This window comes from Cytobacillus sp. EB106-05-05-XG126, assembly GCF_058791715.1.
The window spans coordinates 135,905-160,371 of the sequence record NZ_JBYTDU010000006.1; the positions used below are offsets into that span (position 1 = coordinate 135,905).

Annotated in this window: 29 protein-coding genes, 1 pseudogene and 2 riboswitches; of the genes and pseudogenes, 8 read left to right on the plus strand and 22 right to left on the minus strand. The window is 42.5% G+C overall.

Going from position 1 to position 24,467, the window contains the following annotated elements; translation table 11 throughout:
- Positions 1–34: 34 nt before the first annotated feature.
- Complete coding sequence (locus tag AC3WTL_RS17980; protein ID WP_248349285.1) at positions 35–232, plus strand: hypothetical protein; 198 nt, start codon at positions 35–37, stop codon at positions 230–232.
- Here the strand turns inward: AC3WTL_RS17980 and AC3WTL_RS17985 are convergent.
- The 4 genes from AC3WTL_RS17985 to AC3WTL_RS18000 are packed head-to-tail and all read right to left on the minus strand — an operon-like array spanning position 225 to position 3,774.
- On the minus strand, positions 225–1,679 hold the full coding sequence (locus AC3WTL_RS17985; RefSeq protein ID WP_252220683.1) for a PH domain-containing protein: 1,455 nt from the start codon (positions 1,677–1,679) through the stop codon (positions 225–227). The genes AC3WTL_RS17980 and AC3WTL_RS17985 overlap by 8 nt on opposite strands.
- Positions 1,676–2,170, minus strand: a complete 495-nt coding sequence (locus tag AC3WTL_RS17990; RefSeq protein ID WP_248349295.1) for a PH domain-containing protein — start codon at positions 2,168–2,170, stop codon at positions 1,676–1,678. The genes AC3WTL_RS17985 and AC3WTL_RS17990 overlap by 4 nt, the downstream gene beginning before the upstream one ends.
- 9 nt (positions 2,171–2,179) lie before the next feature.
- The gene (locus AC3WTL_RS17995) at positions 2,180–3,085 is read right to left on the minus strand and encodes an ABC transporter ATP-binding protein (RefSeq protein WP_248349296.1); all 906 of its coding nucleotides are present in this window, start codon (positions 3,083–3,085) and stop codon (positions 2,180–2,182) included.
- Positions 3,085–3,774, minus strand: coding sequence for an ABC transporter permease (locus AC3WTL_RS18000; protein ID WP_248349298.1), 690 nt, complete (start codon positions 3,772–3,774; stop codon positions 3,085–3,087). The genes AC3WTL_RS17995 and AC3WTL_RS18000 overlap by 1 nt, the downstream gene beginning before the upstream one ends.
- Positions 3,775–3,925: 151 nt before the next feature.
- Between AC3WTL_RS18000 and AC3WTL_RS18005 the strand changes: the two genes are divergently transcribed.
- The 3 genes from AC3WTL_RS18005 to AC3WTL_RS18015 all read left to right on the plus strand — a co-directional run bounded on the left by AC3WTL_RS18005 (position 3,926) and on the right by AC3WTL_RS18015 (position 6,637).
- On the plus strand, positions 3,926–4,642 hold the full coding sequence (locus tag AC3WTL_RS18005) for a response regulator transcription factor (protein ID WP_197214017.1): 717 nt from the start codon (positions 3,926–3,928) through the stop codon (positions 4,640–4,642).
- Positions 4,629–6,350 carry a sensor histidine kinase gene (locus AC3WTL_RS18010; RefSeq protein WP_252220681.1) on the plus strand — a complete coding sequence of 574 codons (1,722 nt, stop codon included), beginning with the start codon at positions 4,629–4,631 and terminating at the stop codon, positions 6,348–6,350. The genes AC3WTL_RS18005 and AC3WTL_RS18010 overlap by 14 nt, the downstream gene beginning before the upstream one ends.
- 155 nt (positions 6,351–6,505) lie before the next feature.
- Complete coding sequence (locus tag AC3WTL_RS18015; RefSeq protein ID WP_261391598.1) at positions 6,506–6,637, plus strand: hypothetical protein; 132 nt, start codon at positions 6,506–6,508, stop codon at positions 6,635–6,637.
- Between the two features lie 25 nt (positions 6,638–6,662).
- Here AC3WTL_RS18015 and AC3WTL_RS18020 read toward each other — a convergent pair whose 3' ends face one another.
- Positions 6,663–7,022 carry a hypothetical protein gene (locus tag AC3WTL_RS18020; protein WP_222500060.1) on the minus strand — a complete coding sequence of 120 codons (360 nt, stop codon included), beginning with the start codon at positions 7,020–7,022 and terminating at the stop codon, positions 6,663–6,665.
- 142 nt (positions 7,023–7,164) lie between these two features.
- On the opposite strand from AC3WTL_RS18020, the gene AC3WTL_RS18025 reads away from it, so the two are divergent.
- Entirely contained in the window at positions 7,165–7,542 is a 378-nt protein-coding gene (locus AC3WTL_RS18025) for a VOC family protein (protein ID WP_197214014.1), read from the plus strand.
- Positions 7,543–7,626: 84 nt separating this feature from the next.
- Here AC3WTL_RS18025 and AC3WTL_RS18030 read toward each other — a convergent pair whose 3' ends face one another.
- From AC3WTL_RS18030 to AC3WTL_RS18060, 7 genes are all read right to left on the minus strand, one after another.
- On the minus strand, positions 7,627–8,646 hold the full coding sequence (locus AC3WTL_RS18030) for a MoeB/ThiF family adenylyltransferase (RefSeq protein ID WP_252220680.1): 1,020 nt from the start codon (positions 8,644–8,646) through the stop codon (positions 7,627–7,629).
- A complete protein-coding gene (locus AC3WTL_RS18035) occupies positions 8,643–9,410 on the minus strand; it encodes a thiazole synthase (RefSeq protein ID WP_252220679.1) in 768 nt (255 codons plus the stop codon). The genes AC3WTL_RS18030 and AC3WTL_RS18035 overlap by 4 nt, the downstream gene beginning before the upstream one ends.
- 2 nt (positions 9,411–9,412) lie before the next feature.
- Complete coding sequence (gene thiS, locus AC3WTL_RS18040) at positions 9,413–9,616, minus strand: sulfur carrier protein ThiS (protein ID WP_163139584.1); 204 nt, start codon at positions 9,614–9,616, stop codon at positions 9,413–9,415.
- Positions 9,613–10,752: a glycine oxidase ThiO gene (thiO, locus tag AC3WTL_RS18045; protein WP_222500066.1), complete on the minus strand. Its 1,140-nt coding sequence runs from the start codon at positions 10,750–10,752 to the stop codon at positions 9,613–9,615. Before thiO ends, thiS begins: the two co-directional genes overlap by 4 nt.
- Entirely contained in the window at positions 10,736–11,359 is a 624-nt protein-coding gene (gene tenI, locus AC3WTL_RS18050; RefSeq protein WP_492369835.1) for a thiazole tautomerase TenI, read from the minus strand. The genes thiO and tenI overlap by 17 nt, the downstream gene beginning before the upstream one ends.
- An 85-nt stretch (positions 11,360–11,444) precedes the next feature.
- Positions 11,445–11,554: riboswitch (TPP riboswitch) on the minus strand.
- A gap of 23 nt (positions 11,555–11,577) precedes the next feature.
- Entirely contained in the window at positions 11,578–13,362 is a 1,785-nt protein-coding gene (gene thiC, locus AC3WTL_RS18055) for a phosphomethylpyrimidine synthase ThiC (RefSeq protein WP_197214004.1), read from the minus strand.
- Positions 13,363–13,488: 126 nt separating this feature from the next.
- A riboswitch (TPP riboswitch) is annotated at positions 13,489–13,603 on the minus strand.
- 214 nt (positions 13,604–13,817) lie between these two features.
- Positions 13,818–14,102, minus strand: coding sequence for a hypothetical protein (locus AC3WTL_RS18060; protein ID WP_197204868.1), 285 nt, complete (start codon positions 14,100–14,102; stop codon positions 13,818–13,820).
- 181 nt (positions 14,103–14,283) lie between these two features.
- Between AC3WTL_RS18060 and AC3WTL_RS18065 the strand changes: the two genes are divergently transcribed.
- Positions 14,284–15,903 carry a bifunctional metallophosphatase/5'-nucleotidase gene (locus AC3WTL_RS18065; RefSeq protein ID WP_492369836.1) on the plus strand — a complete coding sequence of 540 codons (1,620 nt, stop codon included), beginning with the start codon at positions 14,284–14,286 and terminating at the stop codon, positions 15,901–15,903.
- Positions 15,904–16,003: 100 nt separating this feature from the next.
- Positions 16,004–16,237, plus strand: coding sequence for a hypothetical protein (locus AC3WTL_RS18070; protein WP_197214000.1), 234 nt, complete (start codon positions 16,004–16,006; stop codon positions 16,235–16,237).
- Between the two features lie 8 nt (positions 16,238–16,245).
- Here AC3WTL_RS18070 and AC3WTL_RS18075 read toward each other — a convergent pair whose 3' ends face one another.
- The gene (locus AC3WTL_RS18075) at positions 16,246–16,782 is read right to left on the minus strand and encodes a DUF3267 domain-containing protein (protein WP_197248545.1); all 537 of its coding nucleotides are present in this window, start codon (positions 16,780–16,782) and stop codon (positions 16,246–16,248) included.
- Between the two features lie 228 nt (positions 16,783–17,010).
- Here AC3WTL_RS18075 and AC3WTL_RS18080 point away from each other — a divergent pair, with 228 nt between their 5' ends.
- Positions 17,011–17,430, plus strand: coding sequence for a hypothetical protein (locus tag AC3WTL_RS18080; protein ID WP_197213996.1), 420 nt, complete (start codon positions 17,011–17,013; stop codon positions 17,428–17,430).
- Between the two features lie 176 nt (positions 17,431–17,606).
- On the opposite strand, the pseudogene AC3WTL_RS18085 reads toward AC3WTL_RS18080, so the two are convergent.
- The 9 genes and pseudogenes from AC3WTL_RS18085 to AC3WTL_RS18125 form a co-directional block, all read right to left on the minus strand.
- Positions 17,607–17,772, minus strand: a pseudogene (locus tag AC3WTL_RS18085) (IS1595 family transposase); the annotation flags it as partial.
- A gap of 66 nt (positions 17,773–17,838) precedes the next feature.
- Complete coding sequence (locus AC3WTL_RS18090) at positions 17,839–18,114, minus strand: hypothetical protein (protein WP_492369837.1); 276 nt, start codon at positions 18,112–18,114, stop codon at positions 17,839–17,841.
- Positions 18,115–18,428: 314 nt separating this feature from the next.
- On the minus strand, positions 18,429–19,298 hold the full coding sequence (locus AC3WTL_RS18095) for a cation diffusion facilitator family transporter (protein WP_248349307.1): 870 nt from the start codon (positions 19,296–19,298) through the stop codon (positions 18,429–18,431).
- Positions 19,299–19,529: 231 nt separating this feature from the next.
- Positions 19,530–20,318 (minus strand): DUF2935 domain-containing protein, encoded by a 789-nt coding sequence (locus AC3WTL_RS18100; RefSeq protein ID WP_163139602.1) that lies wholly within the window; start codon positions 20,316–20,318, stop codon positions 19,530–19,532.
- A gap of 153 nt (positions 20,319–20,471) precedes the next feature.
- Positions 20,472–21,032 carry a hypothetical protein gene (locus AC3WTL_RS18105; RefSeq protein ID WP_197213994.1) on the minus strand — a complete coding sequence of 187 codons (561 nt, stop codon included), beginning with the start codon at positions 21,030–21,032 and terminating at the stop codon, positions 20,472–20,474.
- Positions 21,029–21,661: an SCO family protein gene (locus AC3WTL_RS18110; RefSeq protein WP_492369838.1), complete on the minus strand. Its 633-nt coding sequence runs from the start codon at positions 21,659–21,661 to the stop codon at positions 21,029–21,031. The genes AC3WTL_RS18105 and AC3WTL_RS18110 overlap by 4 nt, the downstream gene beginning before the upstream one ends.
- A gap of 60 nt (positions 21,662–21,721) precedes the next feature.
- Positions 21,722–23,416 carry a cbb3-type cytochrome c oxidase subunit I gene (locus tag AC3WTL_RS18115; protein WP_283913961.1) on the minus strand — a complete coding sequence of 565 codons (1,695 nt, stop codon included), beginning with the start codon at positions 23,414–23,416 and terminating at the stop codon, positions 21,722–21,724.
- Positions 23,417–23,430: 14 nt separating this feature from the next.
- Positions 23,431–23,895 carry a cytochrome c oxidase subunit II gene (locus tag AC3WTL_RS18120; protein WP_492369839.1) on the minus strand — a complete coding sequence of 155 codons (465 nt, stop codon included), beginning with the start codon at positions 23,893–23,895 and terminating at the stop codon, positions 23,431–23,433.
- Between the two features lie 12 nt (positions 23,896–23,907).
- Positions 23,908–24,048, minus strand: a complete 141-nt coding sequence (locus AC3WTL_RS18125) for a cytochrome c oxidase subunit 2A (RefSeq protein WP_163139610.1) — start codon at positions 24,046–24,048, stop codon at positions 23,908–23,910.
- Positions 24,049–24,467: the final 419 nt, after the last annotated feature.

Sequence of the window (24,467 nt, forward strand, 5' to 3'; positions counted from 1 at the left end):
TAATCTGCTATTTCAGGAGATTTTGCTTGATTATGTGCAAGAACACAGAGGAACAGAAAATATGGCTATGGTTATTCGCCATAACGATGAGGACTGGGTCAGCATCAATATTAGAATAACTCCAGTACTGATCCAAACCATCTTCAAAAAGGAAACCTCCATGATTATCTTTTATTTACTACATACGAAAGCTAACCCAAGAGGTTTCAATTTTATGGAAAAAACTACTTAATTTTCACTTCATCTATCCGGCTCTTATACCAGGTACGGAAGGATGAAGCCCATTCCACCGGTACATTCTCCATGCCGGCATGCTGAACAGGCTTCCCTCGGTTTACAGTCTGTATAGAAGCCAGACCAAACATTTTTTGCCAGCGTGTTGCCGTTACTTCTGCCTCAATGATTTTACTGCGTTTGGAGATAAAGACCCGTGTACCAATAATCCCGGTCTTAAATTGGATAAAAGAGCCATTGATTAAGTACCGTGCATTTGCATATCCAGCTGCCCTTACAAACACAACCAGAATGAATAGAATAACAGAAGCAGCTATCCAGGTTTCCCCAAACCCCAGAAACTCAGGCTTAAAATAAGAAAGGGCTGCTGTCGAGATGATCCATAGCCAGCTTGGCGATAATAGGCTTGCCCATAAGGCGTTTTTCGGAAGCGGAACCATGGACTGTGAAACCTCATAAGCCGGCAAAATCTCCTCTGCTAACTTATAGGCCCGATCCACAGGCAGAAAAGGAAATAGTGAATTTACCCCTTCCTTCTCCTCTCCCTCCATAACATCACCTGCCGCCGCCAGCTTAACTTCAGCCACTCCAGCCAAACGTTTCATAGCATTTTGCTTAATTTCGATGGCCTGAACCCGGTCTTTTGAAATGGAGAAAGAAGTTTCTTCCAAAAAACCCTTGCGGATATAAATCCGTTTTTCATCAGATAAGATTTCATATTTTCCATACTTTATATACGTTCGCAGAAAACCTGCCAGCACGGATATAAGCAGAAAAAAGATGAGTGCAGAAGCCTGCACCTGCCATGATGAAAAATGCACTTTTAAAAAGTCCAGTCCTCTTTCTTCCAAATCGATAAATTCTGATGCTTTTGTATAAATGGAAGCGATCAGTGACAGCAGCACTAGGAAACTCAGCGAAGTATATGCTGCTTTTATAAGATCTTTTTTTTCAGGTGTGAAATGCAGTGTTCTTCCGCTCATATCCGGCATTTCTGCTTCTGTTTTCGCTGAAACCTTTTCCTCCAGCCAGGCAGCTCCCTTTAAGGAAATCACCTTGAACTCAACTGCAGAATCAATACCCTCCATTCCTGTTTCAAGTGTAAGAGATGTAACACCAAATAACCGATGAAGAATGGACGTATGCCTATGGGTATTCTGAACTTTAGAAAATGGCACAGTCTGCTTAGAACGGACAAAAACTCCTTTAGATAAATGAATTTCAGCATCGTCAACCGTATACTTATTTGAAAGCCATTTTAAGAAAATTGATATTCCAGCCAAGGCAAGAAACGGAAGAAAAAGATTACGTCCCCATACAATTAAAAAAAATTGTGAATCGGCTTTCATCACAAATAAAAACAGGGCGATAAATGCTGCATTTCTCAGTAATTGAATAACTCCAAATAACATATGAAGCGGATGATATCTTCTGGCTTGCTTCATTCGTCTTCTTCCTTTATTTTGGCATATTTGGCTATCTGATTTCTTAATGAGACCGCCTCACCTTCAGGCAAAGCCGGAATCGTGTGAGAGGAACCCATTGTCCCCATAGTCACTGAATATAGCCCATATTTCCTCATAATGGGACCCTGTACGGTTTCAACCGATTGTACTTTTGTCATGGGAATCAGCAGATGCTTTTCCTGCCATACCCCTGACTTCATCTGTACATATTCTTCATCCACATCATAGCGCCAGCTTTTATACTTAATAAATGGTGATATAATAGACCAAATTGCAGCTGGGATCGAGACAAATAATAAGATAATTAGAACCCAGCCGATCCATTCCTTCCATGAGAATAAATCAATCAGATAAAACAAAACTCCCAGAACAGCAAATCCGATGATATTCTGGATCACCTCAGAGATGATCCATACCCGGATGGCCTTTGGAGATATCCGATTTTGAGGCTCCTTTATATTTACGAGCATATAAATCTCCTATTCATTTAAAAAGATTTCTTCTAGAGAAGGCTCTTCAACTTCCACCCTCAGAACATCCGCCTTGCATTGTGTAAATGCCCTTATCATTTCAGCAATCTTTTTCTCATCGCTGATCGTGATCACTGTATAAGCATCCCCGTGTTCAAGCAGAGTGCCAGCTGACTCAAGCCACTGCTTCAGCTTTGCTCGTTCCTGCATTGGCACATTGGAGTGTTTTATCTTGACCGTTATGGTTGAACGGTAAAATGCCTGCAGCTCTTCCATCGTTCCAATCTTATCAATGATTCCATCCCGCATGATGGCAATCCGCGAGCAAATCTTCTCCACTTCATCCAGGTTATGAGATGTCATGAAGATTGTCTTTTCCTGCTTTTGAAGCTCTCTAATGAGCCGGAGAATGAGAATAGCGGATTCTGCATCCATACCCGATGTAGGCTCGTCGAGAAATATCAGCTCAGGATCATGTATAATCGCTTGAGCAATCCCGAGTTTCTTTTTCATTCCAAAGGAGAATTTGCCTGCTTTCTTATTGGCATGAGATAAGAGATCCACACTTCTCAGAACCTCCATGCATTTTTCTTTCGTAGCCCCGGCGCCCGATAGCTCTGAGAAAAAACGCAAATGATCCAGAGCGGTCCATGACCCATAGAAAGATGAATAATCCGGCATAACCCCCACTCTTTTCATCATTTTGCTATCAGGACCTTCTATCCCGAGGAGTGAATACGTTCCGCTGCTCGGAGAAATGATGCCTGTCAGCATATTAATAAAGGTGGACTTTCCTGCACCGTTACGCCCCAGAAATCCAAATATCTCTCCTTTTCTTACGGTTAAATCTATCCCCATGACCACCTGTTGGGCACCATAGGATTTTGAGAGCTGTTTCGCTTCGATGGCATTCATCAGCACTCCCTCCTTTTAAAAACAGCATTTGCAGCCAGCATCATCATACCAGCCAATCCCAATATGACTAGAAATGTAAAATCATCCCGCTCTAAATAGTAGAAAGGAACAAAATATTTCATCCAATTTACCCAGCCGTTTGGTGTAAAAGCAGCCCAAAAGCCAAACGCCGGCAGCAGAAGCCCAAGAATATTGCCGAGGAACATGGTATACCCCGGCCTTGGAATGAGAACGGACAACAGCAGAGCCAAAGCCGCCTGATACGTCACCAGACTCAGCGTCTGAGAAAAGATGAACAGATCGAACTTCCTGGAAAAAATACTGATAAGCAAAAAGGACACCGTAATGCAGACAAACCAGAACATCCAAATCCCGAGGAATTTCCCGAATAATATGGCTAATCGTGACACCCTGGTCACAAGAAACCTTATGGTGCGTTCGTGGACCTCTCTATTTATTGTGTCGTGTGATAAACCGAATACAAATAATTGGCCAAAAAGCAAAATGACACTTAAAAGGCCAATTGTGTGGATATCCTCGGCCTCACCTGCAGTCAGATCCGCACCCGATGCTATGAAACTGGAAAATTTCGCGGCATAATACGAAACTGCAAATAGTATAGCGATTATAATAATCGATTTAAAACTCTTAAAAAGGCTTATAAACTCTCTCTTGCACATCATAAACATGAACCTTGCTCCCTTCAGCCTGATATGACTTAAGAATAAATGCTGAAGCTTAACCTATCTGAAATACTACCTTAATTTTTCCTAAATTCCTATATTTTTGGAAGTTGAATGATAAGATAAGTGTTGAACATTTTAGATTAGGAGAATAGTGATGCAAAATTCAAAAATACTGCTTGTAGATGATGAGCAAGCCATTCTGCAGATGCTGGCTACGATTTTACAGCGTGAACAGTTTAAAAATATCGATACCGCCTCTACCGCTGCTGAAGCACTGGAGCTTTGCCGTGCCAAAGCCTACGATCTCATTCTATTGGATGTCATGCTGCCGGACCGCACCGGTTTTGAGGTTTGCCCATTAATCAGAGAAACAACGGATGCTCCCATTTTCTTTCTGACTGCACGATCAACCGACCTTGATAAACTTTCAGGATTTGCACTTGGAGCAGATGATTATATAACGAAGCCGTTCAATCCGCTTGAAGTGGCAGCAAGAATCAAAGCACATTTGCGCCGCCATAAAGGCAGCCAGCCTGCCTCCATGCAGACAAATTTCGATTTTGGCAGAATTAAAATTAATACTTTAGCAGGGGAAGTTACTGTTTCAGGAAAGAAAATCGATCTGCCGGCACAAGTCTACCAGCTGCTTCTATTCCTGAGTAAACATCCCAATCAGCTATTCAGTAAAAGTCAGTTATACGAGCATGTGTGGGGAGAAGAAGGCTTCGGAGAGGACAACACAGTCATGGTGCACATTCGAAAGCTGCGGGAGAAGATCGAAATCAATCCGAGTAATCCCAGTCACATCATCACCATAAGGGGACTTGGCTATAAATTCGTTCCGGAAGGCAGTATTCATGAACATCCATAGACGATTCATTTTTCAATTTTTTGGTCAATTAATTACCGTTTTCGTGCTCTTTTTTATCATTTTGATTTCTTTTTGGGCTTTTCTTGGTTTTTCCATGATGGATTTTGAATCCAAACAGGATCTCTCCAATGCTGAAGATTATTTCGTATCTGACCATGTGACCTTTAAAGACGGGAAAGCTGTTTTTAAAGAGGAATTGAAAACTCTCGTTAAGGAACAGAAGGGATGGCTCCTCGCTATCAATAAGAACGGAGAAGTCCTGGGTGATTATAATGTGCCAGGAAATCCGCCTGTAACATTAAAGGAAAGTGAAATTGCTGCCATGATCTATGGAAGAGACAGTGGCTTATCCCAATATACATACTGGGAAATTGGCGATGAATCTCACTTTGTTCTTTTCGGAAGAATTCAGATGGCAGCTAAACTGCTGGAACAGATATCTCCAGCTGTTGACTGGGGGCTTAAGAAGCTAAACCTTCCTGAGAAGGTACAAAATGAACTTGCAAAGAGAAACGGATGGGTCCAGCTTATCGGCGCAGATGGAAAAGTAGCGGATGATTTTGGAGTCCGAAATCAGCAGACCCATTATTCAGTCAAGGAGCTATTGGCAAAACAAGATACGGAAAGAAGTTCAACAGCGTTACACTTTGATCCAGACACAGCACAGGCAATCCTGGTGGGAGTTCCTGCTGATGAAAAAGGCTCCACCCTGGAAAAAAGCTTGTTTGAGTCTCTAAACAAGAGTCTCATAATCATTTTTATCATAGCATTCCTCATGCTTCTGAGCGGAACACTCTGGTATGCACGTAAGTTCGGTGTGCCCCTGCTGACCCTAATGAAATGGATTCAAAATCTGGGGAATGGTGTTTATCAGGAGCCTGGCGATGTTCATGGCAGGCCGGCAACACGAACCAAAAAAGGGAAACTGAAAAGAAAATTCCGCCTGTATAAAGAACTGATTGCCACTTTAGCCCAGCTGACTGAAACGCTTAAGGAAACCGAGAAGCAGCAGCGTATTATGGCCCAGACCAGAGAAGAATGGATCAGCGGCCTTTCCCATGATTTAAAAACACCGCTATCCTCTATCTCGGGATATGCTCAAATGCTTGCATCCCCTGACTATTCCTGGTCTGAAAAGGAAACAAGGGAATTCTCAGGCATTATGTCTGAAAAGTCGGATTACATGATGGACCTCCTGGAGGACCTGACCTTAACCTACCGGCTCAGAAACCGTGCGCTGCCAATTGCCAAGGTGCCGACCAATATTAACGAATTTATTCGCCGGATCATCATTCAATACATTAATGATCCCGTTAACCAGGATAAAACATTCAATTTCATTCCGCATCCTGAATCCATTACAGCTCCCATTGATGCCAAATGGTTTCAGCGCATCCTGGATAATATCCTTGCCAACGCGGTCAAATATAACCCGGCAGGCACAGCCATTACGGTTACCCTCTTTTCTATAGAGGAACACTTACTTGTCGTGAAGATTGAAGATAATGGCATCGGCATGGACAGCATAACACTCGGAAAGCTCTTCAGCCGCTACTATAGAGGAACCCACACTGGTGAAACCGGAAGCGGAACCGGATTGGGCATGGCCATCGCCAAGCAGCTGGTCCAGCTTCACGGCGGCAGCATCAATGTCCAAAGTGAGCCGCAAAACGGCACAATCATTCGCATCATACTTCCGGCCAGCTAACGTAATTGAAAGAGTGCGAAAGCGCACTCTTTTCCTGTATATTGCAATTCAATCAAACGTTTGATTGAATTTAATGGGTTCAAAAACTTAGGCATAGCCTCTTAAAAAGAATGCAAACTAAACACAGTGCTTAATGACTAAAGGGGGTGAAAATCGTGGCAAAGAATAAGAAAAGCAGATCAGATCATAAGAATAATGCACTTCCAAAAGATACAGAATTTGCGGGTGACAGAGAAAACGGCCTTGAAAGAATCGCTTTAAAAGCCCAAAGAGACAACACCAAGTAAGCCATATGGGACAGTTAAACTGTCCCTATTTATCCCTGTCGTTTCGTCCGAAATGCATGTGATATACCTTTCGTGCTTTCGTTTCTGTTTCTATATTGCTTATAAACCGCTCTTTAACCTCCTCCAGCAGCAGCCGCTCCAGCTTTTCAAGCCTTTTTGGACCGAATCCGGTCATTTTTCCGGTAAGCTGCACCTTGTACTGCCCACTTTCCTTATACTTTCGAATGGTTCCATTGCCCTTCCTTTTTGTTTTTCCTACTGTAAAATCAAATTCATATTTCTGCTCAACAAAGGAAGAAACTTCAGGAAGCCCCAGGTTCTCATATAACGGGGGAAATTGATGATGGACAGGAGGATCGGTGAACTTTATGGAGTCAATGTTCATATTTCTCTCCTCTCAATGTTTACAGTAATTATCTCCAATCTGAAGTAAATTAAAGCGAACTATCCCTTAGTTGAAATTGTTTTTACAGCTTTATACTGATAAAATCGCTAATATAAGATATGAATTAAAGGAGACCTTTTTCATGATCAATAAAATTGGAAAAATCACAGTATACGTTGAGGATCAGGAACAGGCAAAAGATTTTTGGCTAAATAAGATGGGGTTTGTCCTAAAATTCGAACAGCCTATGGGACCAAATGCATCCTGGATTGAAGTGGGTCCAAGCGATGATGAGTTCACGACTCTGGTTCTTTATTCAAAGGCAGCAATGGAACAGCAAAATCCATCTGCTGTTGCCCACCCTTCCATCCTTTTCAGCACCACTGATATTGAAGCTGCCTATGAACAAATGAAACAAAATGGCATAGAAGTTGAAGATATGTTAAAGATGCCTTTTGGAACTATGTTTACGTTTAAAGACCAGGATGGGAATAACTACTTATTAAGAGAAGATAAGTAATTAAAAAAGGCCTGCCCTTCAAATGAAGAATGGACAGGTCTTTTTTTATTTAGCCTTAAATGCTTAGCCGACAGACAAAACTCATTATCCAAGGAAACGATGATACAGGTTCTTTGCCTCTAGAATGTCTCTTACACCATGCACCAGCACTCTTCCATCCTTAAATACAACTACTCTGGCGTCATTGATCGAAAAAGAGAGCAAATAAGGATTGCTCTCTACATTGATTCCTTGAGAGACCAGGGATTTTTCGAGATAGGCAACATCCATATCCTGAAGAGCTGAAGGCCTGATTTGAACGGTATCCCTCCCGCAAAGCAGCGCTGTCTTTGTCTGATTTCTGTAGTCCAGGAAGGGATAAACTGGTTTAGTCCCGCACGATAAGCACTGCGGATTTCTTAAGGAAGAAACATTCACAGAACTAAATTGATTTTTCCATACATCAAAAGAAACAAGTGTCGCGCGTAAGGATTCCAAGTCTTCTGCCAATATCTTTAATGCCTCAGCAGACTGGTGAGCCGCAACCATTTGAATAGCAGGCTGAATTACACCAGCCGTATCGCAGGTAATCCCCCCCATTGGCAATTTGTCCATCAGGCAATTCAGGCACGGTGACACCCCGGGCAAAATAGTATAGCTTAAACCATAGCTCCCCACACAGCCTCCATAAATCCAGGGAATCCGGTGCTTTTGAGAAATATCATTGATCAGAAAGCGAACGTCAAAATTATCCGTTGAATCGATGATTAAATCAACATCCTCAATCAGCTCTTCCATTTCCTGTACACCTACATCCATAATACGTGCGGAAATTTGCACCTCTGAATTGATGGCTTTTAGGCGTTTAGCCGCTGCTATCGCTTTTGGCACCTTTCGTACAGCATCTTCCTCACAATAAAGCTGCTGACGCTGCAGGTTGCTCCACTCCACATAATCCCGATCGGCAATGGTTAATTTGCCGACGCCTGCCCTTGTGAGAGTTTCTGCATTTGCAGCCCCTAATGCACCAGCCCCTATAATCAAAGCGTGTTTTCCCCTCAGCTTTTTCTGTCCTTCTTTGCCAATCGGAGGAAATAACATCTGGCGGGAGTATCGCTCACTCAACTAAAAACCATTCCTTCCGCCGGGCTGCTTGCTGATGCATAACGTTTTTTGGGTATCCGGCCTGCTTCATAGCCGAGCCTCCCTGCTTCAATCGCGAGTTTCATTGCTTTTGCCATTTTAACAGGATCAGCGGCAGAGGAAACTGCCGTATTTAATAATACTCCATCTGCTCCCAGCTCCATTGCCAATGACGCATCTGCCGGACTCCCAATTCCAGCATCAACAATAACCGGCACATCAGCCTGTTCTGTAATAAATTGAAGATTAATAGGATTAATGATTCCCTGTCCTGAACCAATCGGCGAAGCACATGGCATGACAGCATGGCAGCCTAGTTCTTCAAGCTTTCGAGCAAGCACGACATCATCAGAAGTATAGGGAAGAACAATAAATCCCTCGTCTAATAGGATTTCCGCTGCTTTTATTGTTTCTATTGGATCGGGAAGAAGCGTTTTGCTGCATCCAATAACCTCAACCTTAATCATGTCGCAGAGCCCGGAAGCTTTGGATAGCCTTGCTATTCGGACAGCCTCCTCAGCTGTACTCGCTCCTGCCGTATTAGGGAGTAATTTATATTTCTTTAAATCCAGCTTTTCCAAAAAGTTGGGCTGGTTCGCTTCAAAAATGTTCATACGGCGTACAGCAAAGGTAAGCACCTCTGATTCCGAAGCTTCTACAGCATCCCTTTGCACATCAAAGTTTGGATATTTTCCTGTTCCGAGCAGCAGCCGTGAGTTAAATTCATATGGTCCAATTTTTAACAAAATCATCCGCCTCCTACAAAGTGTACTATTTCGATTCGATCCCCATCTGTCAGCATGGTTTCAGCATGCATGGACTTATCCAAAATATGCTTGTTCAGTTCGACAATGACTACCTTTTGCTCCAAATGGAAATGCTCAAGCAGAAGTGAAACAGAATTAACTGTTTCAGGCAGCACCATAGCATCTCCGTTAATGACAACATTCATAAGAGCACCCTTTTAGACGATTGGACAAAGCAGTCCAGTCGGGACAGATTAAACGGATTAAACTGCTCTGTTTTGCCTTCGAGGATGTCTGCCATCAGCTCTCCTGTTGCCGGGGCAAGGAGGATCCCATTCCGAAAATGCCCAGCTGCAATATATAACCCTTCATAGGCCGGAAGTTGTCCCAAAAAAGGCTGCCCATCAGCTGATTGCGGACGAATACCTGTCCAGGCCCTTTCCCATTCTGTATTTGCAATATCCGGGACAAGGTTTTGAGCCTTTTCCATCAGCAGGGATATCCCTTCAAAGGTCACCTTTTCATCAAATGAGTTTACCTTAACCGTCGCGCCAACTACCAGCCTGCCAGATTGCTTTGGAACGATATAGCATCCGTGTGAAAAGATCGTCCCCTGTACAAGAGGTTTTTCAACCTTGACCGAGAAGCACTCGCCTTTTACCGGAATAATTGGCAGCGAAAGACCCGTTCTTTCAAGAATCTCCCTGCTCCAGGCCCCCGAAGCAACAATAACGGAATCTGCCAGAAATTCTCCCTGGCTGGTTCTGACCCCATAAACCTTTTCATCTTTTAAAATAAAATCTATTACATGTGTATACTCATAAATTTCTGCGCCGATGGCTATCGAAGCTTTTGCAAAGGCTAGGGACAATTCATATGCCTGTACCTGTCCGTCATTCGGTATATACATGGCCCCCCGCAATTTGTTTGATACGAAGGGTTCAAGTTTGATCAGGCTATCAATTGGTAACCATTCGGCCTGCTCACCTGCTTTTTGCTGGATTTCTATCAATCTTTTTAATGCCAGCTCCTCTTCTTTATTAGCCGCTACTTTATATACACCCTTATTTTGATAGCCAATATGAACTTGTGATAAATCTTCCAGTTCAGGAATCAGGCTCTGGTACATGGAGCGGCTTTTGCATGCCAGCTGGAATAGCGGGCCATCTTCTGTCAGTTCCGTTTGGGCTCCTAAAATTCCAGCTGCAGCTCCGGAAGCCTTGCCGGCTATTTTTCCCTTATCCAAAACGGCCACTTTATACCCTCTTTTAGCCAGTTGAAAAGCAATGGAGCTTCCATTAATGCCTCCACCTACTATAACGGCGTCAAATATTTCCCTCATCTTTCCCCTCCTCATTAAACTTATTTAAAAAGAGCTTTGCTGCCTCTGCAGGGTTCTTTGCCTGCAAAATCGCCGACATTACAGCAATGCCGTCTGCCCCCGCCTCCAAAACCTCGGTGACATTTTCTGGTTTAATGCCTCCAATTGCCAATACAGGAATTTCTACTGCCTTTTTAAGAGCCTCCAGTGACCCAGTGCCCCTTGGCGGAACTCCCTTCTTGGAATCGGTTTCAAATATGTGCCCAAACAGGATATAATCAGCCCCTTGTTTTGCAGCCTCTTTTGCTTCTTCAAGAGAATGTACTGAACATCCGATGGGTATATCTGGAAAACGCATTTTGACAACATGGACTGGAAGGCTGTGAAAAGCAAGATGTACTCCTGTTTTATATGTCCAAGCAACATCCACCCGATCATTTATAACAATTTTATGAATGGGGACTCCCTCATTACAAAGCAGCTCAACCCCTTCATATAGCTCCCTTGAGGTTCGATGTTTTTCCCTCAAGTGGAACTTGTCTGCAAAGGGTTCTACTTCACCTGCTATTTCAGCAAAGGCCTCTAGAGAAAGCTTTCCATCTGATATAACATGCAGACTTTTTTTCATAGAGGATGCTCCCATGCTATTTTAATTTTGTGCAAATAAAAAACCACCTTCTAAATAGAAAGCGGGGTATGAGGCCCTGGAATATAGACCCGATACTCCACTTCCCTACGCTGGTATTCATGCCAGATCAGGTTCCAAGGGTCTTAAGCTTTTGCTTTAATCTCAGCCTGCAAACAGGCACCCCCAGCGGATATAATTTCTATTAAACTATAAAAAGACTACTGATAAATGTTTCCTCCGGCCTTACTAAATTCCTCAGCTTTTTCTTCCAGTCCCTTCTGTATCGCTTCGTCGGTTTCAAGCTGATGCTCTTTTGCATAATTCCGGATATCCTGAGAAATTCTCATACTGCAAAATTTTGGCCCGCACATGGAACAAAAATGAGCTGTTTTTGCCCCTTCAGCCGGCAATGTTTCATCATGGAATTCCAAAGCGCGCTCAGGATCCAGAGAAAGATTGAATTGATCTCTCCAGCGAAATTCAAAACGGGCTTTTGACAGGGCATCATCCCTTTTTTGCGCTCCAGGATGTCCCTTTGCCAGATCTGCAGCATGCGCGGCAATTTTATATGTGATGACACCCTCGCGCACATCGTCTCTATTTGGCAACCCCAAATGTTCTTTAGGGGTAACATAGCAAAGCATTGCCGTCCCATACCAGCCTATCATAGCAGCCCCGATTGCAGAGGTAATATGGTCATATCCCGGAGCTATATCAGTCGTAAGCGGCCCGAGTGTGTAGAATGGTGCTTCTTTACAGATTTCCAATTGTTTATCCATATTCTCTTTGATTAAATGCATTGGAACATGGCCAGGACCCTCGACCATTACCTGAACATCATGTTCCCAGGCAACTTTCGTCAGTTCCCCAAGTGTTTCAAGCTCCGCAAATTGAGCCTCGTCATTTGCATCTGCAATCGATCCCGGCCGCAGTCCATCCCCTAAGGAGAAGGCCACATCATAAGCTTTCATGATCTCGCAGATTTCTTCAAAGTGTGTATATAAAAAGTTCTCTTTATGATGATGCAGGCACCATTGGGCCATAATGGATCCGCCTCTGGACACAATTCCGGTCAGCCTTTTGGCAGTAAGCGGTACATAACGTAAAAGGACACCTGCATGAATTGTAAAATAATCAACACCCTGCTCTGCCTGTTCGATTAAGGTATCCCTATATACTTCCCACGTGAGGTCCTCAGCAATTCCATTCACCTTTTCCAAAGCCTGATAAATCGGAACCGTCCCTACAGGAACAGCAGAATTTCTGATAATCCATTCACGTGTTGTGTGAATATTTTTTCCAGTTGAAAGATCCATAATCGTATCGGCGCCCCAGCGTGTGGCCCATGTCATTTTCTCTACCTCTTCTTCAATTGAGGATGAAACAGCCGAGTTTCCAATGTTCGCATTAATTTTCACATGAAAATTCCTTCCGATGATCATTGGCTCTGTCTCAGGATGATTGATATTGGAAGGAATGATTGCCCGGCCCCTCGCTACTTCAGACCGTACAAATTCAGGTTCCATATTTTCCCGAATGGCTATAAACTCCATCTCTGGAGTAATGATTCCCTTTTTTGCATAGTGAAGCTGGGTGACATTCTTCCCTTTTATCGCTCTCAATGGCTTGCGGGATAAGCCAGGAAAGACTTTATGATTGGCACGCGGATCACCTTCATTGAGGTAGCCATTGTCCTCGGGCTTTACTTTCCGCCCATCATATTCTTCTACATCCGCTCGTTCCTGAATCCACCGGCTTCTCAGGGCGGGAAGCCCTTTCTTTAGATCTGCCGTATAATGAGGATCCGTATATGGTCCGCTCGTATCGTATACACGAACCGGCTCATTGACTTCTTCACCAAACGTTCCGGCAGTGGGGCTTAATTCTATCTCTCGCACCGGAACCTTTATATCAGTCCTGGATCCCTTCACATATACTTTTTTGCTGCCAGTAAAGCTCGACATAATAGAAATACTCTCATGATTTAAAGAACTTGCAGTCATTGCCATCTCTCCCTTTTTAAAAATGTAAGGACGAGACCTGGAACCAAGGAAGTGCCATATATGTAAAAAAGCCGGTCCACATAAAGATGGACCGGCTTAACCGCAGATGTCTTTGCACAAAGTAACTTTTGCACATTCTAACTTCCCCACGCTGGTATAATCCAGATCAGGTCCAAAGAGTCAAGAAACTTTAGCGCGTTTCTTTCTCAGCCCAAGCTATTGGGCACCCCTAGTTATTGCTATTCAATTCCATTTTAGTATACATAATTCTGAAAACAAATAAAAGGGATTTCTATGATGTGTATGAAAAAACTTCCGCTTTTTCCCGCTAGATCACTTGTATTCCTGCAGCTGAATACTCCACGGCTTAGACATTCAAATTTTTTGAAAAAACATAGAAAAACGCCTGCCATTAGCAGACGTTTTTCTACATGTATTTAGATGTGTATCATCAATTAGTTCTCTTCAGAACCCCCATCGTTCATATCCATATCACTTTCATCCATGTTTTCTTCATCCTGTGGAGATTCTTCATTCATGCCGGGTTCCTCCATATCCGACTCCTCTGATGTGCCTGGATCCTGCATTTCACTATCTTCATTATTGTTTTCTTCCATTTGATTATCTTCCAATTCCACATCTTCCGTTTCCGGCGGCGGCTCCTGTTCATCTGTTCCGCACCCTGCCAACAATAATCCTGCACCCAATGGGACTGAAAGCAAAAGCTTCTTATATTTCATATGTTGTCATCTCCTTTGGCAGTATTATGTTTCTTAATATGAACTTACCCTTTATCAAATTGGATAAACAAGTGCAGGTTAGCAGGATTTTTTCATTTACTTGCCACCCAAAAGCCCCCTTACGATTAAATCCCCAATATCTGCAAATACTATCCCTGCCACAATTACAGGAGGTTGATTGATGAAAGTACTTATCTCCCTTATATTATTTAGCTTTCTGGGAATGCCTCTGGGAGAAAAAGATCAATGGGATCGGCAAGGCCTCTCTGAGGATTATCATGGCCATATTGAAGATCGCTCAGAAGGACCATACAAGAGAGTCCAGCTGCTGGGAATCAATGATTTCCATGGCCAGTTGAATGTGACCCGTCAGATTAACGGCAGACCAGCAGGACGTGCAGATTATCTCGCTGCGTATTTGCGCCAGCGTGCCGCAGAAAATGAAAATACCATCCTGCTTCATACTGGAGACATGATAGGAGCAAGTCCTCCTGTATCCGCCCTCCTGAAGGATGAACCGACCATTGAATTTTTGAATAAGATGGGGTTTGACATTGGCACCATCGGCAACCATGAATTTGACCGGGGTTTGGATCAGCTGCTTCGCTTACTAAATGGCGGTAGCCCTTCAGCTGCAAAGAGTTATCCCGGCTCACGCTTTCCATGGATTGCAGCCAATGTTATCAGTCAGAATTCTGGCAAGCCCATCCTTCCTCCCTATAAGATTTTAAATGTCAGCGGGGTCCCAATAGGGTTTATCGGTGTGATCATGAAACAAACACCAAGCTTATCCGCACCAAATAGTGTGAAGGGTCTTACCTTCACTGATGAAGCGGAAGTAATCAATACGTATACCCGGGAACTTAAAAAGCAAGGAGTAAGAGCCATTGTGGTACTGGCCCATGTTCCCGGCAAATCAAAACCAAATGGAGAACTAGCCGCGGGCCAGCTAATAGAATTGGCCCATCAAGCAGATGACGAAGTTGATATTATGTTCGGAGGCCACAGTCATGCTTATCTGAACAGTGTGGTGGATGGAAAGCTCCTCGTGCAGGCCTATTCATATGGCACTGCCTTTTCAGATGTGGATATCGAAATAGATCCCCGGACAAAGGATATTGTCCGTAAGCACGCAGAAATTGTAAATGTTTTTCAAGAGAATACCCAGCCTGCCAGCGACATAACCAGGATGATCGAACACTACGAAATGAAAGTAGAACCCGCTGTGAACAGATATATTGGCACTGCTTCCTTTCCCATCACAGCTGCACGAAACAGAAGCGGCGAGTCCGCCCTGGGCAATCTTATTGCCGATTCCGAGCGGGCAGTGATGAACACAGATTTCGCTTTCATCAATCCAGGGGGTATCCGGGCAGACATTGACGCAGGCCGTGTTACATGGGGCAACTTATATGTCGTCCTTCCATTCAGCAATCAATTGGTTAAAATGAACCTGACAGGAAGCCAAATCCGTGATATTCTCAATCAGCAATGGCAGCCTGATACTACCCGAATCCTTCAGATCTCGGGCTTCACTTACAGCTGGGATGACAGACAGCCTGCCGGCAGTAAAATACAGGAAATCTATTTGCCCAACGGAACAAGGCTTGATCCGGATAAGAAATATTCAGTTACCGTTAATACCTATCTCGCAGATGGCGGAGATAATTTTACTGTATTCAAAAGTGGTATAAGCAGAGTGACCGGACCAATGGATATTGATGCACTGGAGAAATATATACAGCAGCTCCCTCAGCCGTTTAGTTCTGCAATTGATGGACGCATAAAGAGAATAGACTAAAAAGGACAGCCATGACTGTCCTTTTTTCTTGTCTATTTGATACTAATAAGGGGATCTGACTCATATCTTTCCAGTAGGATCAAATGAAAGGAATAGGATAATGAAAAAATATATTTATTTCCTCATGCTGTTCGGTATCTTTTTTCCATTTTTTCATAAGACAGCCATTGTTTATGAAAACTGGAGATTGTGCACCACTGCTTCTAAATTAATCGGGATCCGGCTCTATGGACTGGATTCCATGAGAAACCTACTTATATCAGCATTGGCGGCCCTCGTTGCTTTCTATTTCACGCAGCTATTTATTAGATGGGACAGCAAATATAAAAGCTAGTATAACCGCTATTCATAAACCGTAAATTGCGGTTTAGTCGGATGGTCAATGACAAGAGCCTCATTAGGAAATTTTAATAGCTTTTGATACAAAACAAGATCTCCCATGCAGCCAACTGTCAATATCGCTCCCAGGACCGATAATCCAGGCATATTAAACACAACCCCCAGAATAAGCGGCAATAAGCCAGTCGGAATGAATGGCAGCATTAAAACCTTTTTCATTTGCTGAACTGTTACTGGCTGTTTGGCATGAGCATAAGCCACACCCATTTTCAAATTGACTCCCCAGGTCATTTCCTTCCAGGGAACACCGCCAATATAGTGAAAACCCGCCAAATGAATGGCTTCATGCAAAATAACGATAGCGACCATGCCAGCTAAAAATAATAGCATACCTGTGAGGTCAAAAGACATTTCCCCACCGCCATAAAACACAGCATGTAAAAAGAGTACCCCAAATATAAGCGCCATCGTTGTAAAGAATAAATAAATCTGCAGCTTCATCATTGAAACAGTAACAACTGTTGCTTTTTTATTTTCCAATTTTTTCACCTCATCAGGATTGGTCAATACCATACCTACGAATCAAGCAACAGCGAAGTTTCAGATTTTTCCATTACCTGTTTTTCTCCTTCTTTTGCCTCAGTCTCATTTTTTCATAATGTACAGTTTCTGCCCAAATGGACCCAAAGTAGCGAAAAACACTGTTACCGTCACTGATAGACTTGTATAATCAAGGCAAGAAAAAATGAAAGGACTGTGATAAGGAAAGTGCTGTATATCTGGGATATTGAAAAAATCATTTTACATACATTGAACGAACAACGCCTCAATATAAATTATGAGTTCAGCAATACACTCGCTTCGCCTATGAGCTACAATGTCTCAACGAATACAATAAAATTTAACTACCTGAAGGTGAACGGCTACATAGCCAAAATCAATTTTAAAATAAAAGAGACAAATGAGAACCTGGTAAAATTAATGCTTTACCATGAGATCGGCTATTATCTGGATTTCAAGAAAAACAAACATGACATCAGAACGCTTATGTACGGAGAAGATGATGAGAAAGAACAGCTCATGGCTGAAATAGAAAAAAACTCCTGGGATTATGGAAGGGGTATTGTGCCTGAACATCTGGTCAATGCCTATGATCAGTTTAGGGAATTGGATAAAGTGTTCAGTTAAAAAAGAGTTGCATACGAATATACTTGATTTTATTAATAAAAATGGGAACCTCTAATTCACTAGGTTCCCTAAAATATTATACTTCTTTTTTTACTTTTCATTAGCATATCACATAAATTACAATTCCATTTGCGACCATAATTAGAAAAGAGTTTTGAAATCCAGCTTTTTTAATTACCGTTAAATCGATTTAACCAGACCTCCAAGACTGTTATATCTATTCACATTTTGGATATGATAAACCTCTCTAACACATTCCTTACCATCTGATTTATTTCTATAATGCTCATGTCCTTTTTCTTTTGCATAAGTCATAAATGCCCGAAAAGCATCGGTACACAGGAATTGGAACGAGCAGTCTAGAGACAAAAGTTTTTTCACAAAAAAGAACAGCTTCCGCTGTCCTCTCTATACGCTTCCTGATGCTGATCCGATGGCAACCAGTATCCAAAAGCCGAACTTGTATATAAATGTTCCAATTCCCAGTATAAGTCCTGTCCAGCACATCCCTTTGCTCTGACCCTTTTTCAGCCCCACTGCACCCAAAACAATGGCAAGGATCCAGGCGGGAAGAAGAAACCATCCAATAAACGGTATCAGTCCTAATACAATCCCGCATATGCCAAGAACCAGTGAAGCTACGGCCATTCCATTGCTCTCCATCTTTGCCTGCTGCATTTCCATCGCATCCACTCCTTCTTTCTATGGATACGCGTGATTTAGTAATAAAAGAACCGTATTCGTTTTAATCAGAGTTAATTTCTGGATATTTTCAATTGACAAGGTATATCCCGATAAAAATGGATCCTTTTATGAAAAGGGATGATAATCCGCTATCTATTATGGAAGAAAAGCCCGACCCTTCTTCTTGCCAATCGTTTTAAAATTGCAGGAGCTACTTCTGCAGCGAGTTTGAAGACCTGTTGTGTTTGCAGGATTTATCCATACAGAATAAACTCCCTCAGCGTCAGGTCCCTCATCATGAGACGCCTTTCTTTTCAATTTGGTTCAACATGGACATGAACATCATAAACACCATGATCCTGCATCATCACTTTTTCCACATGTGTCGCAATATCATGGGCTTCCTTAATATCAAGCGTGGAATTAACCATAATGACCACATCAATCACTTCATTGTTGCCGTAGCTTCTTCCTTTAATATCTTTTATGCCTTTAACCCCGTTTACTTTTTTGATGACATCCTGATATTCTTTAATCTTTCCTTCATCAAAACCATCTGAAAGCTCATGGGAAGCTTGTACAAAAATATCCCAAGCCGTTTTGCATATTAAAAGCCCGACAATAATGGCTGTTAACGGATCAAGCCATGGCATGTTCAACTGTGACCCAAATATCCCGATGGCTGTGCCGATACTCACCCATGCGTCTGAAATATTGTCCTTTGCAGCTGCCATTACGGCCTTGCTGTTAATTTTTATGGCTAATTTTTTGTTATAGCGGTACACAAAGTACATTGCCGCTCCAGAAAATACTCCCGTATATGCCGCAATGATATCAGGAGATTCATTAGCTCCTTCAAACATGGATGAAACAGCATTAAGCAGGACTTGAAGACCTACAGCAGCCATAATGAAGGAAGCTACCATAGATGCAATGGTTTCACTCTTCCAATGGCCATACCCATGATTTTTATCCGGCGGACGCTGGGAAATCCTAAGACCTATAAGCACTGCAATTGAAGCAATGATATCCGTTGTATTATTCAATCCATCCGCTTTCAAAGCAGCTGAATCACTCACATATCCAATTGTTAATTTTAGTACAGAAAGACATATATAAGCTGCAATACTAATAACCGCAGCACGCTCACCTAATTTAAGGTTTTGATACTTTTCCTCTTCCATGCCCCAGCCTCCTACTTTACCCTTGCTTATATTACCAAGCGGCATTCGGGTGGGTCTAGAGCAATCTTTTTGTCTATTATTAAATAAATAAGTAAAGTGCAATTAAGTTGTACTAATGAAAATTTAAGCCAGCCCCGTAATAGGCTGGCTTAATTCGAAAACGTTTTATATGACGAAGGTGAAGACAGAATCCGAACCGCCTGTGAGTAATAGCCCTTCATTCATGCAAATCTAAGATCTTTTGAGACTCGCCTCAAACAAATCGATAATTTCCAAAAATCTTTCTGCTTCTCTAAATGTATGGTCAGCCAGAAGAGGATGAATATTGCTTTTGATCCGGCATGCCTCTATTAATTCTCTGGCAGTTTTCTTAAAATCCCTTAATGAAGCAACTGATACTTTATTCTGGTTTAAGAATTGGCTCAGAATTGGTTTCGTTTCTGATTGCGGCTGCATAGATTCCAGGTCCACAGCCTGGAATAGCAATTGATCGAAATCATGGCTGAACTCTCTGGCCTGTTCAACCAGCTTTCTTTCGGAAGGGTCTAATAAATGGCCGATAAATTTAGCATGATCAGCCATAATCTTTAGGAAAAATACATTCTCCTCTATTATAGCTTCCGGCTTTGGAGCGAGTACCCCTGAGTTAAGTTCTTTTAATCGATTAGCAAAATAAGCAGCTTCTCTGCTGATATGGTCAATCAATAAAGGATAATTATTTGAACGGATTTCGCATCTTAAGGTCAAACCCAATACTTTTCTCTTATAGCTCCAGATAGCGGCAGCTGCCTGATAAACCTCGTTATTAAAAGCTTGCACTTGGCCAAGTTCGGAGTTTACATTAAACCTTGCCAGCTTCTCCTCAATTCGTTCAAATAAAGCAATAAACTGCTGGGCTTCGGCAATTAACTGTTTCTGTTCATATGTAAAACCCAAACTTAAAAATAAGGCATGTTCTTTCATGATCCTGGACCAAAATTTAATTTCATCCAGAGATCTAGCGACAATTGGATCCGCCATGTCTTCCCCTCCTTAATTACTCACTCCTTCTTATATATATTTATGATATTCTGTCATTATTCCATTTTAGTTCGCTCACTAATCATTACCTTACAAGCAGATAAACCAGCTGAAAATGTAAAAACTGCTCCCAGGACGGAAGCAGTCATTTTTTTACTCATATTTTGAAAAATCCATAAAATAGCTATAAATCAAGTAAACAACCATTGCAAACGCGGTTGAGATGAAACCCCAGCCGAGCGTAATCTGCTCGATAACCAAATAGTTATTGCAAAGCTGCACAGGAGACCAGATATATAGCCATCCCAGAGCTAGAAAAAGAATAGTAAAAAAGATAATGAGAGCATGCTTCCAAAATGAACTTAGTTTTGGCCAGCTGTCCCGCAATGGCACCCCGGCCAAAAATGGCAGTGAGATAAATTTAAAGACTTCTACACTTGTAAGCGTCAAAGCTTCATCCATCGTCCTTGGCAGAGACCAATACACCATAATAATTGAAAACAGCAATAGACCCGGCACTCCGTTTTCATTCCATTTTGAGAAAAACTCAGGAAAACGATTCTGAAAGAACTTCGCCATAAACAATCCAGAGATCACCAGCAGGGGCATTTGCATATGCATATGGGTAATCATAATGGACTCCAGCAAATTAGCTGCAGGCGGGAGCATCAACGCAAGAAGCAGAAGCAATCCGTAAACTGGTGACTTCATCATTCTTCCCTCCCGCTGCGCAGAATCTCCGTTACCCGATCAGCCGCTTCTTCAATCAAGGTGTAGTCCATGACTTCGATTAACTGTCCTTTTGGGTTCACCAGATAAAAAGCCGAGTTATGGGCAAAGTTGCCGTATTCATCCGGTATGACAATGACGCCAAACCGATCCAGCAAAGAGTCAAGCTCTTGCTGTTCCGGTATCCTCGCCATTCTCCACGTTTCTCCGTCACTGCCGAAAGCCTTACGGTAAGTATCCAATGTTTTCGGATCATCCCTCTCCGGATCAAAACTGATGCTAAGGAATTGAATGTCGTGGCCAATATACTCTTCCGGAATCAGTTTATATACTTCAGACATATTAACCTCAAGCTCGGGGCAAACCGTACCGCATGAAGTATATAAGAAAGTAATAAAAACATACTTCCCTTCAAATTCCGAGAAAGAGTAGGTCCTTCCATTATTGTCTTCAAGCGTTACATCCGGGAACTGAGGCTTTTCATCCATTAACTGATTAACCCTGGCTGTTTCAGCAGTAAAAGCCTGAAACCCATCTGTGCCAATGTAAAAAAGGACTATGCCAAACATCAGTACCAGCAAGCTTGATAAAGCCGTTCTATTTTTTAGAAACATGATTCATCACTTCCTTTTAAAAGAAAGAGACAGCCCAGCAGCCGAGCTATCTCTCATACCTTACCAGGTTTTAAATGGAGGTGAACCTGGAGGCGCATTGACAATGAAATCGACCAATGGAATGACATATGCCATGCCGACAAGGACAATCATACACACAACCCACAATCCCCAGCGTTCTGTCCATCTAGGTGTTGGCGCTTCATCCTCTTCAACTTCCGCAATAGGGAACTCTGTGTTTCCTTTTGGCGCAAAGAACATGAGGTAGAAAACTGCGTATACCTGCATAAGGACACCAATCATTAGAAGCGTGCCACCGATTGCCAGGAAAAATAGATAAGGATCCCAGCTTAAAGCAGTTGCATTATCAAAATATGTTGAATAGGAAGTTCTTCTCGGAGATCCCAGCAAACCCACCCAGTGCATCGCACCTGACATGATTATCATACCGAGCGTCCATATAATCGTTTGAATAACTCCAAGTTTATTGATCTGCGGTGTCAGAACTCTTTTAGATACATAAGGAATGAGCCAATAGCTTAGGCCAAAGAACGTCATAACTACTGACATGCCAAGTGTTAAGTGGAAATGGCCAACGACCCACATCGTGTTATGAACTACCTGATTCAATTGGTTTGTAGTTTGAGCAATGCCGCCTGCCCCAGCAGGGATAAAAGCAGCCATTGCGATAAATGGTGCAAGGAATCTAACGTCTCCCCAAGGAAGTTTTTTGTACCAGCCAACTATGCCTTTTCCGCCTTTCCTTCTCGCTGTGCGTTCAAAGACTGCAAACATTGCATAAGCAGTCATTAATGAAGGGAAGCCAATGGCCAAACTCATAAACACGTGCATGTATTTCACAGGTTCAGAAATACCCGGGTCAATAATTTGATGGTGGAAGCCGCCGGTAATATTCATAATTACTAGTGCAATAACCACAATCCTTGTTAAGAGGTCATTCCATCTTCGGCCGCCAATAACTTTCGGCACAATGACATACCAGGCGGATACAGCTGTTAAATACCAGATGTTAACCAGCGTATGGCCGAACGCCCAGAACAGCGTGCGTGCAACCATAACATTTATTGTCTCCACCCATCCAAAAGCCCAAGGAATTATAGTGAAAACCTCAATGGCTACAGGTATGCTACCGAAGAATAAGAGAACAAATACGCCTGTTGCAAAGAAAGATAGAATCGGGATGTGCTGGCCGGGATTTCTCTTTCTCCAGCTGGCTACATTGATAAAGGCACCGAAGGCGCACATCCATACACCCAATACGATAAATACTAAGCCGATATAGAAAATGGGTGAAGCAGCCATTGGCGGATAGAAAGTATACATAACAGATGCTTCATTCATTAAAATCGGAATCACCGCTAGGACAAATCCAAAAATCTTCATCCAGAAACCAATCCAGGCCATCTTTCTGACCTTAGGAAGCAGGCCGCCCAATGTATGGGATAACCCGGCATAGAAGTATCCTATTGTGAAGAACGCCGACAGTACGACTACCAGCAGAAGACCATGAGCTGTAAGAACCTGATAATAGTTCAGCCATGCAGGCAATTCGAGCATTCCAGCCCGGTTCAGGCCTTGCAGCAGTCCAAGTATTCCGCCTAGAAGGATGGCTAAGAAAGCAACAGATAAATATGATTTCGTTAATTTTCCATCCTCGAGGCTAATCCCCATAACTTTATTTGCTTTATCCTTAAAAACTTGTGTTTTTGCTGATTGCTTAATAACTGTTTCCACTGTCTATCCCCCCTTTATTTCACTGTAATGGTTGTGCTCATCATTTGATGACCCGCACCGCAGTACTCATTGCAAAGAACCAAATATTCGCCTGGCTTATCAAATTTCTGAGTGATTTTTTGTACATAACCAGGCACAACCATAGCATTTAAGTTAGTTTCGGCAACCTGGAACCCGTGAACGACATCTTTTGACGTCAATGTAAAATGAACTGTTGATCCTGCAGGCACTTCTATCTCACTCGGAGTAAAACTGAACACTTGTAGAGTCATAACTACTTCATACTCATTATCGCCAATTTTCTTAATTCCTTGCTTATCGAACGGTGCTGTTTCATCCACTTTCTGAGGATCAATTCGCTCTCCATAGCTTGGCGGCCCCATTTCAAAGGCGAATGCCTGGTAGCCAGCGATTAACATGAATCCAATAATCATTCCAAAGCTTAAAATAAGCCATACCTTTTCAGAACGATGCATCATTGTTTATCCCCCCTATATTCTGGCCATATACAGGCCGTACAAGATTAAATAAGTAACAAAGATCCCAAGCCCTACTACTGTAACTGAAAAGAACGTACCCTTTAGAGAGTTATGTTCTTTTGAACTGCTCTGGTCCACTTTTCGTGTTTCCACCTTCAATCAGCTCCTTAACTTTGTTACCTACATAATAGTTGAGAAGGGTTTTCATAAAAGTGAAATGAATCACACTTTCTTCATATTTCCTTAAAGGCAAAAGGGGGGCAATTTTAGCTAAAACACTGTAATATCAAGGGTTTTTTCCTCCTAATGGTGCTCTGGCAAGAATAACGGTTCACAAAGTATTCACAAAGTATCAACTTAGCTCCTCGCTTCCACATTCAAAGTATCTGCATTTACAGTAAAATAGCCTGTTCCTCTTGGAGGCAGCCGTTAAAAAAGTTTCTAAAAACAAAAAAAACTAATCCCTATTGGAATTAGTTTGATAATGGTATGTATAATGGTGGGCCTAAATGGACTCGAACCATCGACCTCACGCTTATCAGGCGTGCGCTCTAACCAGCTGAGCTATAGGC

Coding starts and splice junctions, on each gene's coding strand:
- AC3WTL_RS17985 (WP_252220683.1), bottom strand. CDS start 1,679: ATGAAGCAAGCCAGAAGATATCATCCGCTTCATATGTTATTTGGAGTT.
- AC3WTL_RS17990 (WP_248349295.1), bottom strand. CDS start 2,170: ATGCTCGTAAATATAAAGGAGCCTCAAAATCGGATATCTCCAAAGGCC.
- AC3WTL_RS17995 (WP_248349296.1), bottom strand. CDS start 3,085: ATGAATGCCATCGAAGCGAAACAGCTCTCAAAATCCTATGGTGCCCAA.
- AC3WTL_RS18000 (WP_248349298.1), bottom strand. CDS start 3,774: ATGTTTATGATGTGCAAGAGAGAGTTTATAAGCCTTTTTAAGAGTTTT.
- AC3WTL_RS18005 (WP_197214017.1), top strand. CDS start 3,926: ATGCAAAATTCAAAAATACTGCTTGTAGATGATGAGCAAGCCATTCTG.
- AC3WTL_RS18010 (WP_252220681.1), top strand. CDS start 4,629: ATGAACATCCATAGACGATTCATTTTTCAATTTTTTGGTCAATTAATT.
- AC3WTL_RS18020 (WP_222500060.1), bottom strand. CDS start 7,022: ATGAACATTGACTCCATAAAGTTCACCGATCCTCCTGTCCATCATCAA.
- AC3WTL_RS18025 (WP_197214014.1), top strand. CDS start 7,165: ATGATCAATAAAATTGGAAAAATCACAGTATACGTTGAGGATCAGGAA.
- thiS (WP_163139584.1), bottom strand. CDS start 9,616: ATGAATGTTGTCATTAACGGAGATGCTATGGTGCTGCCTGAAACAGTT.
- thiO (WP_222500066.1), bottom strand. CDS start 10,752: ATGAGGGAAATATTTGACGCCGTTATAGTAGGTGGAGGCATTAATGGA.
- tenI (WP_492369835.1), bottom strand. CDS start 11,359: ATGAAAAAAAGTCTGCATGTTATATCAGATGGAAAGCTTTCTCTAGAG.
- thiC (WP_197214004.1), bottom strand. CDS start 13,362: ATGACTGCAAGTTCTTTAAATCATGAGAGTATTTCTATTATGTCGAGC.
- AC3WTL_RS18060 (WP_197204868.1), bottom strand. CDS start 14,102: ATGAAATATAAGAAGCTTTTGCTTTCAGTCCCATTGGGTGCAGGATTA.
- AC3WTL_RS18065 (WP_492369836.1), top strand. CDS start 14,284: ATGAAAGTACTTATCTCCCTTATATTATTTAGCTTTCTGGGAATGCCT.
- AC3WTL_RS18070 (WP_197214000.1), top strand. CDS start 16,004: ATGAAAAAATATATTTATTTCCTCATGCTGTTCGGTATCTTTTTTCCA.
- AC3WTL_RS18090 (WP_492369837.1), bottom strand. CDS start 18,114: ATGGAAATGCAGCAGGCAAAGATGGAGAGCAATGGAATGGCCGTAGCT.
- AC3WTL_RS18095 (WP_248349307.1), bottom strand. CDS start 19,298: ATGGAAGAGGAAAAGTATCAAAACCTTAAATTAGGTGAGCGTGCTGCG.
- AC3WTL_RS18100 (WP_163139602.1), bottom strand. CDS start 20,318: ATGGCGGATCCAATTGTCGCTAGATCTCTGGATGAAATTAAATTTTGG.
- AC3WTL_RS18105 (WP_197213994.1), bottom strand. CDS start 21,032: ATGATGAAGTCACCAGTTTACGGATTGCTTCTGCTTCTTGCGTTGATG.
- AC3WTL_RS18110 (WP_492369838.1), bottom strand. CDS start 21,661: ATGTTTCTAAAAAATAGAACGGCTTTATCAAGCTTGCTGGTACTGATG.
- AC3WTL_RS18120 (WP_492369839.1), bottom strand. CDS start 23,895: ATGATGCATCGTTCTGAAAAGGTATGGCTTATTTTAAGCTTTGGAATG.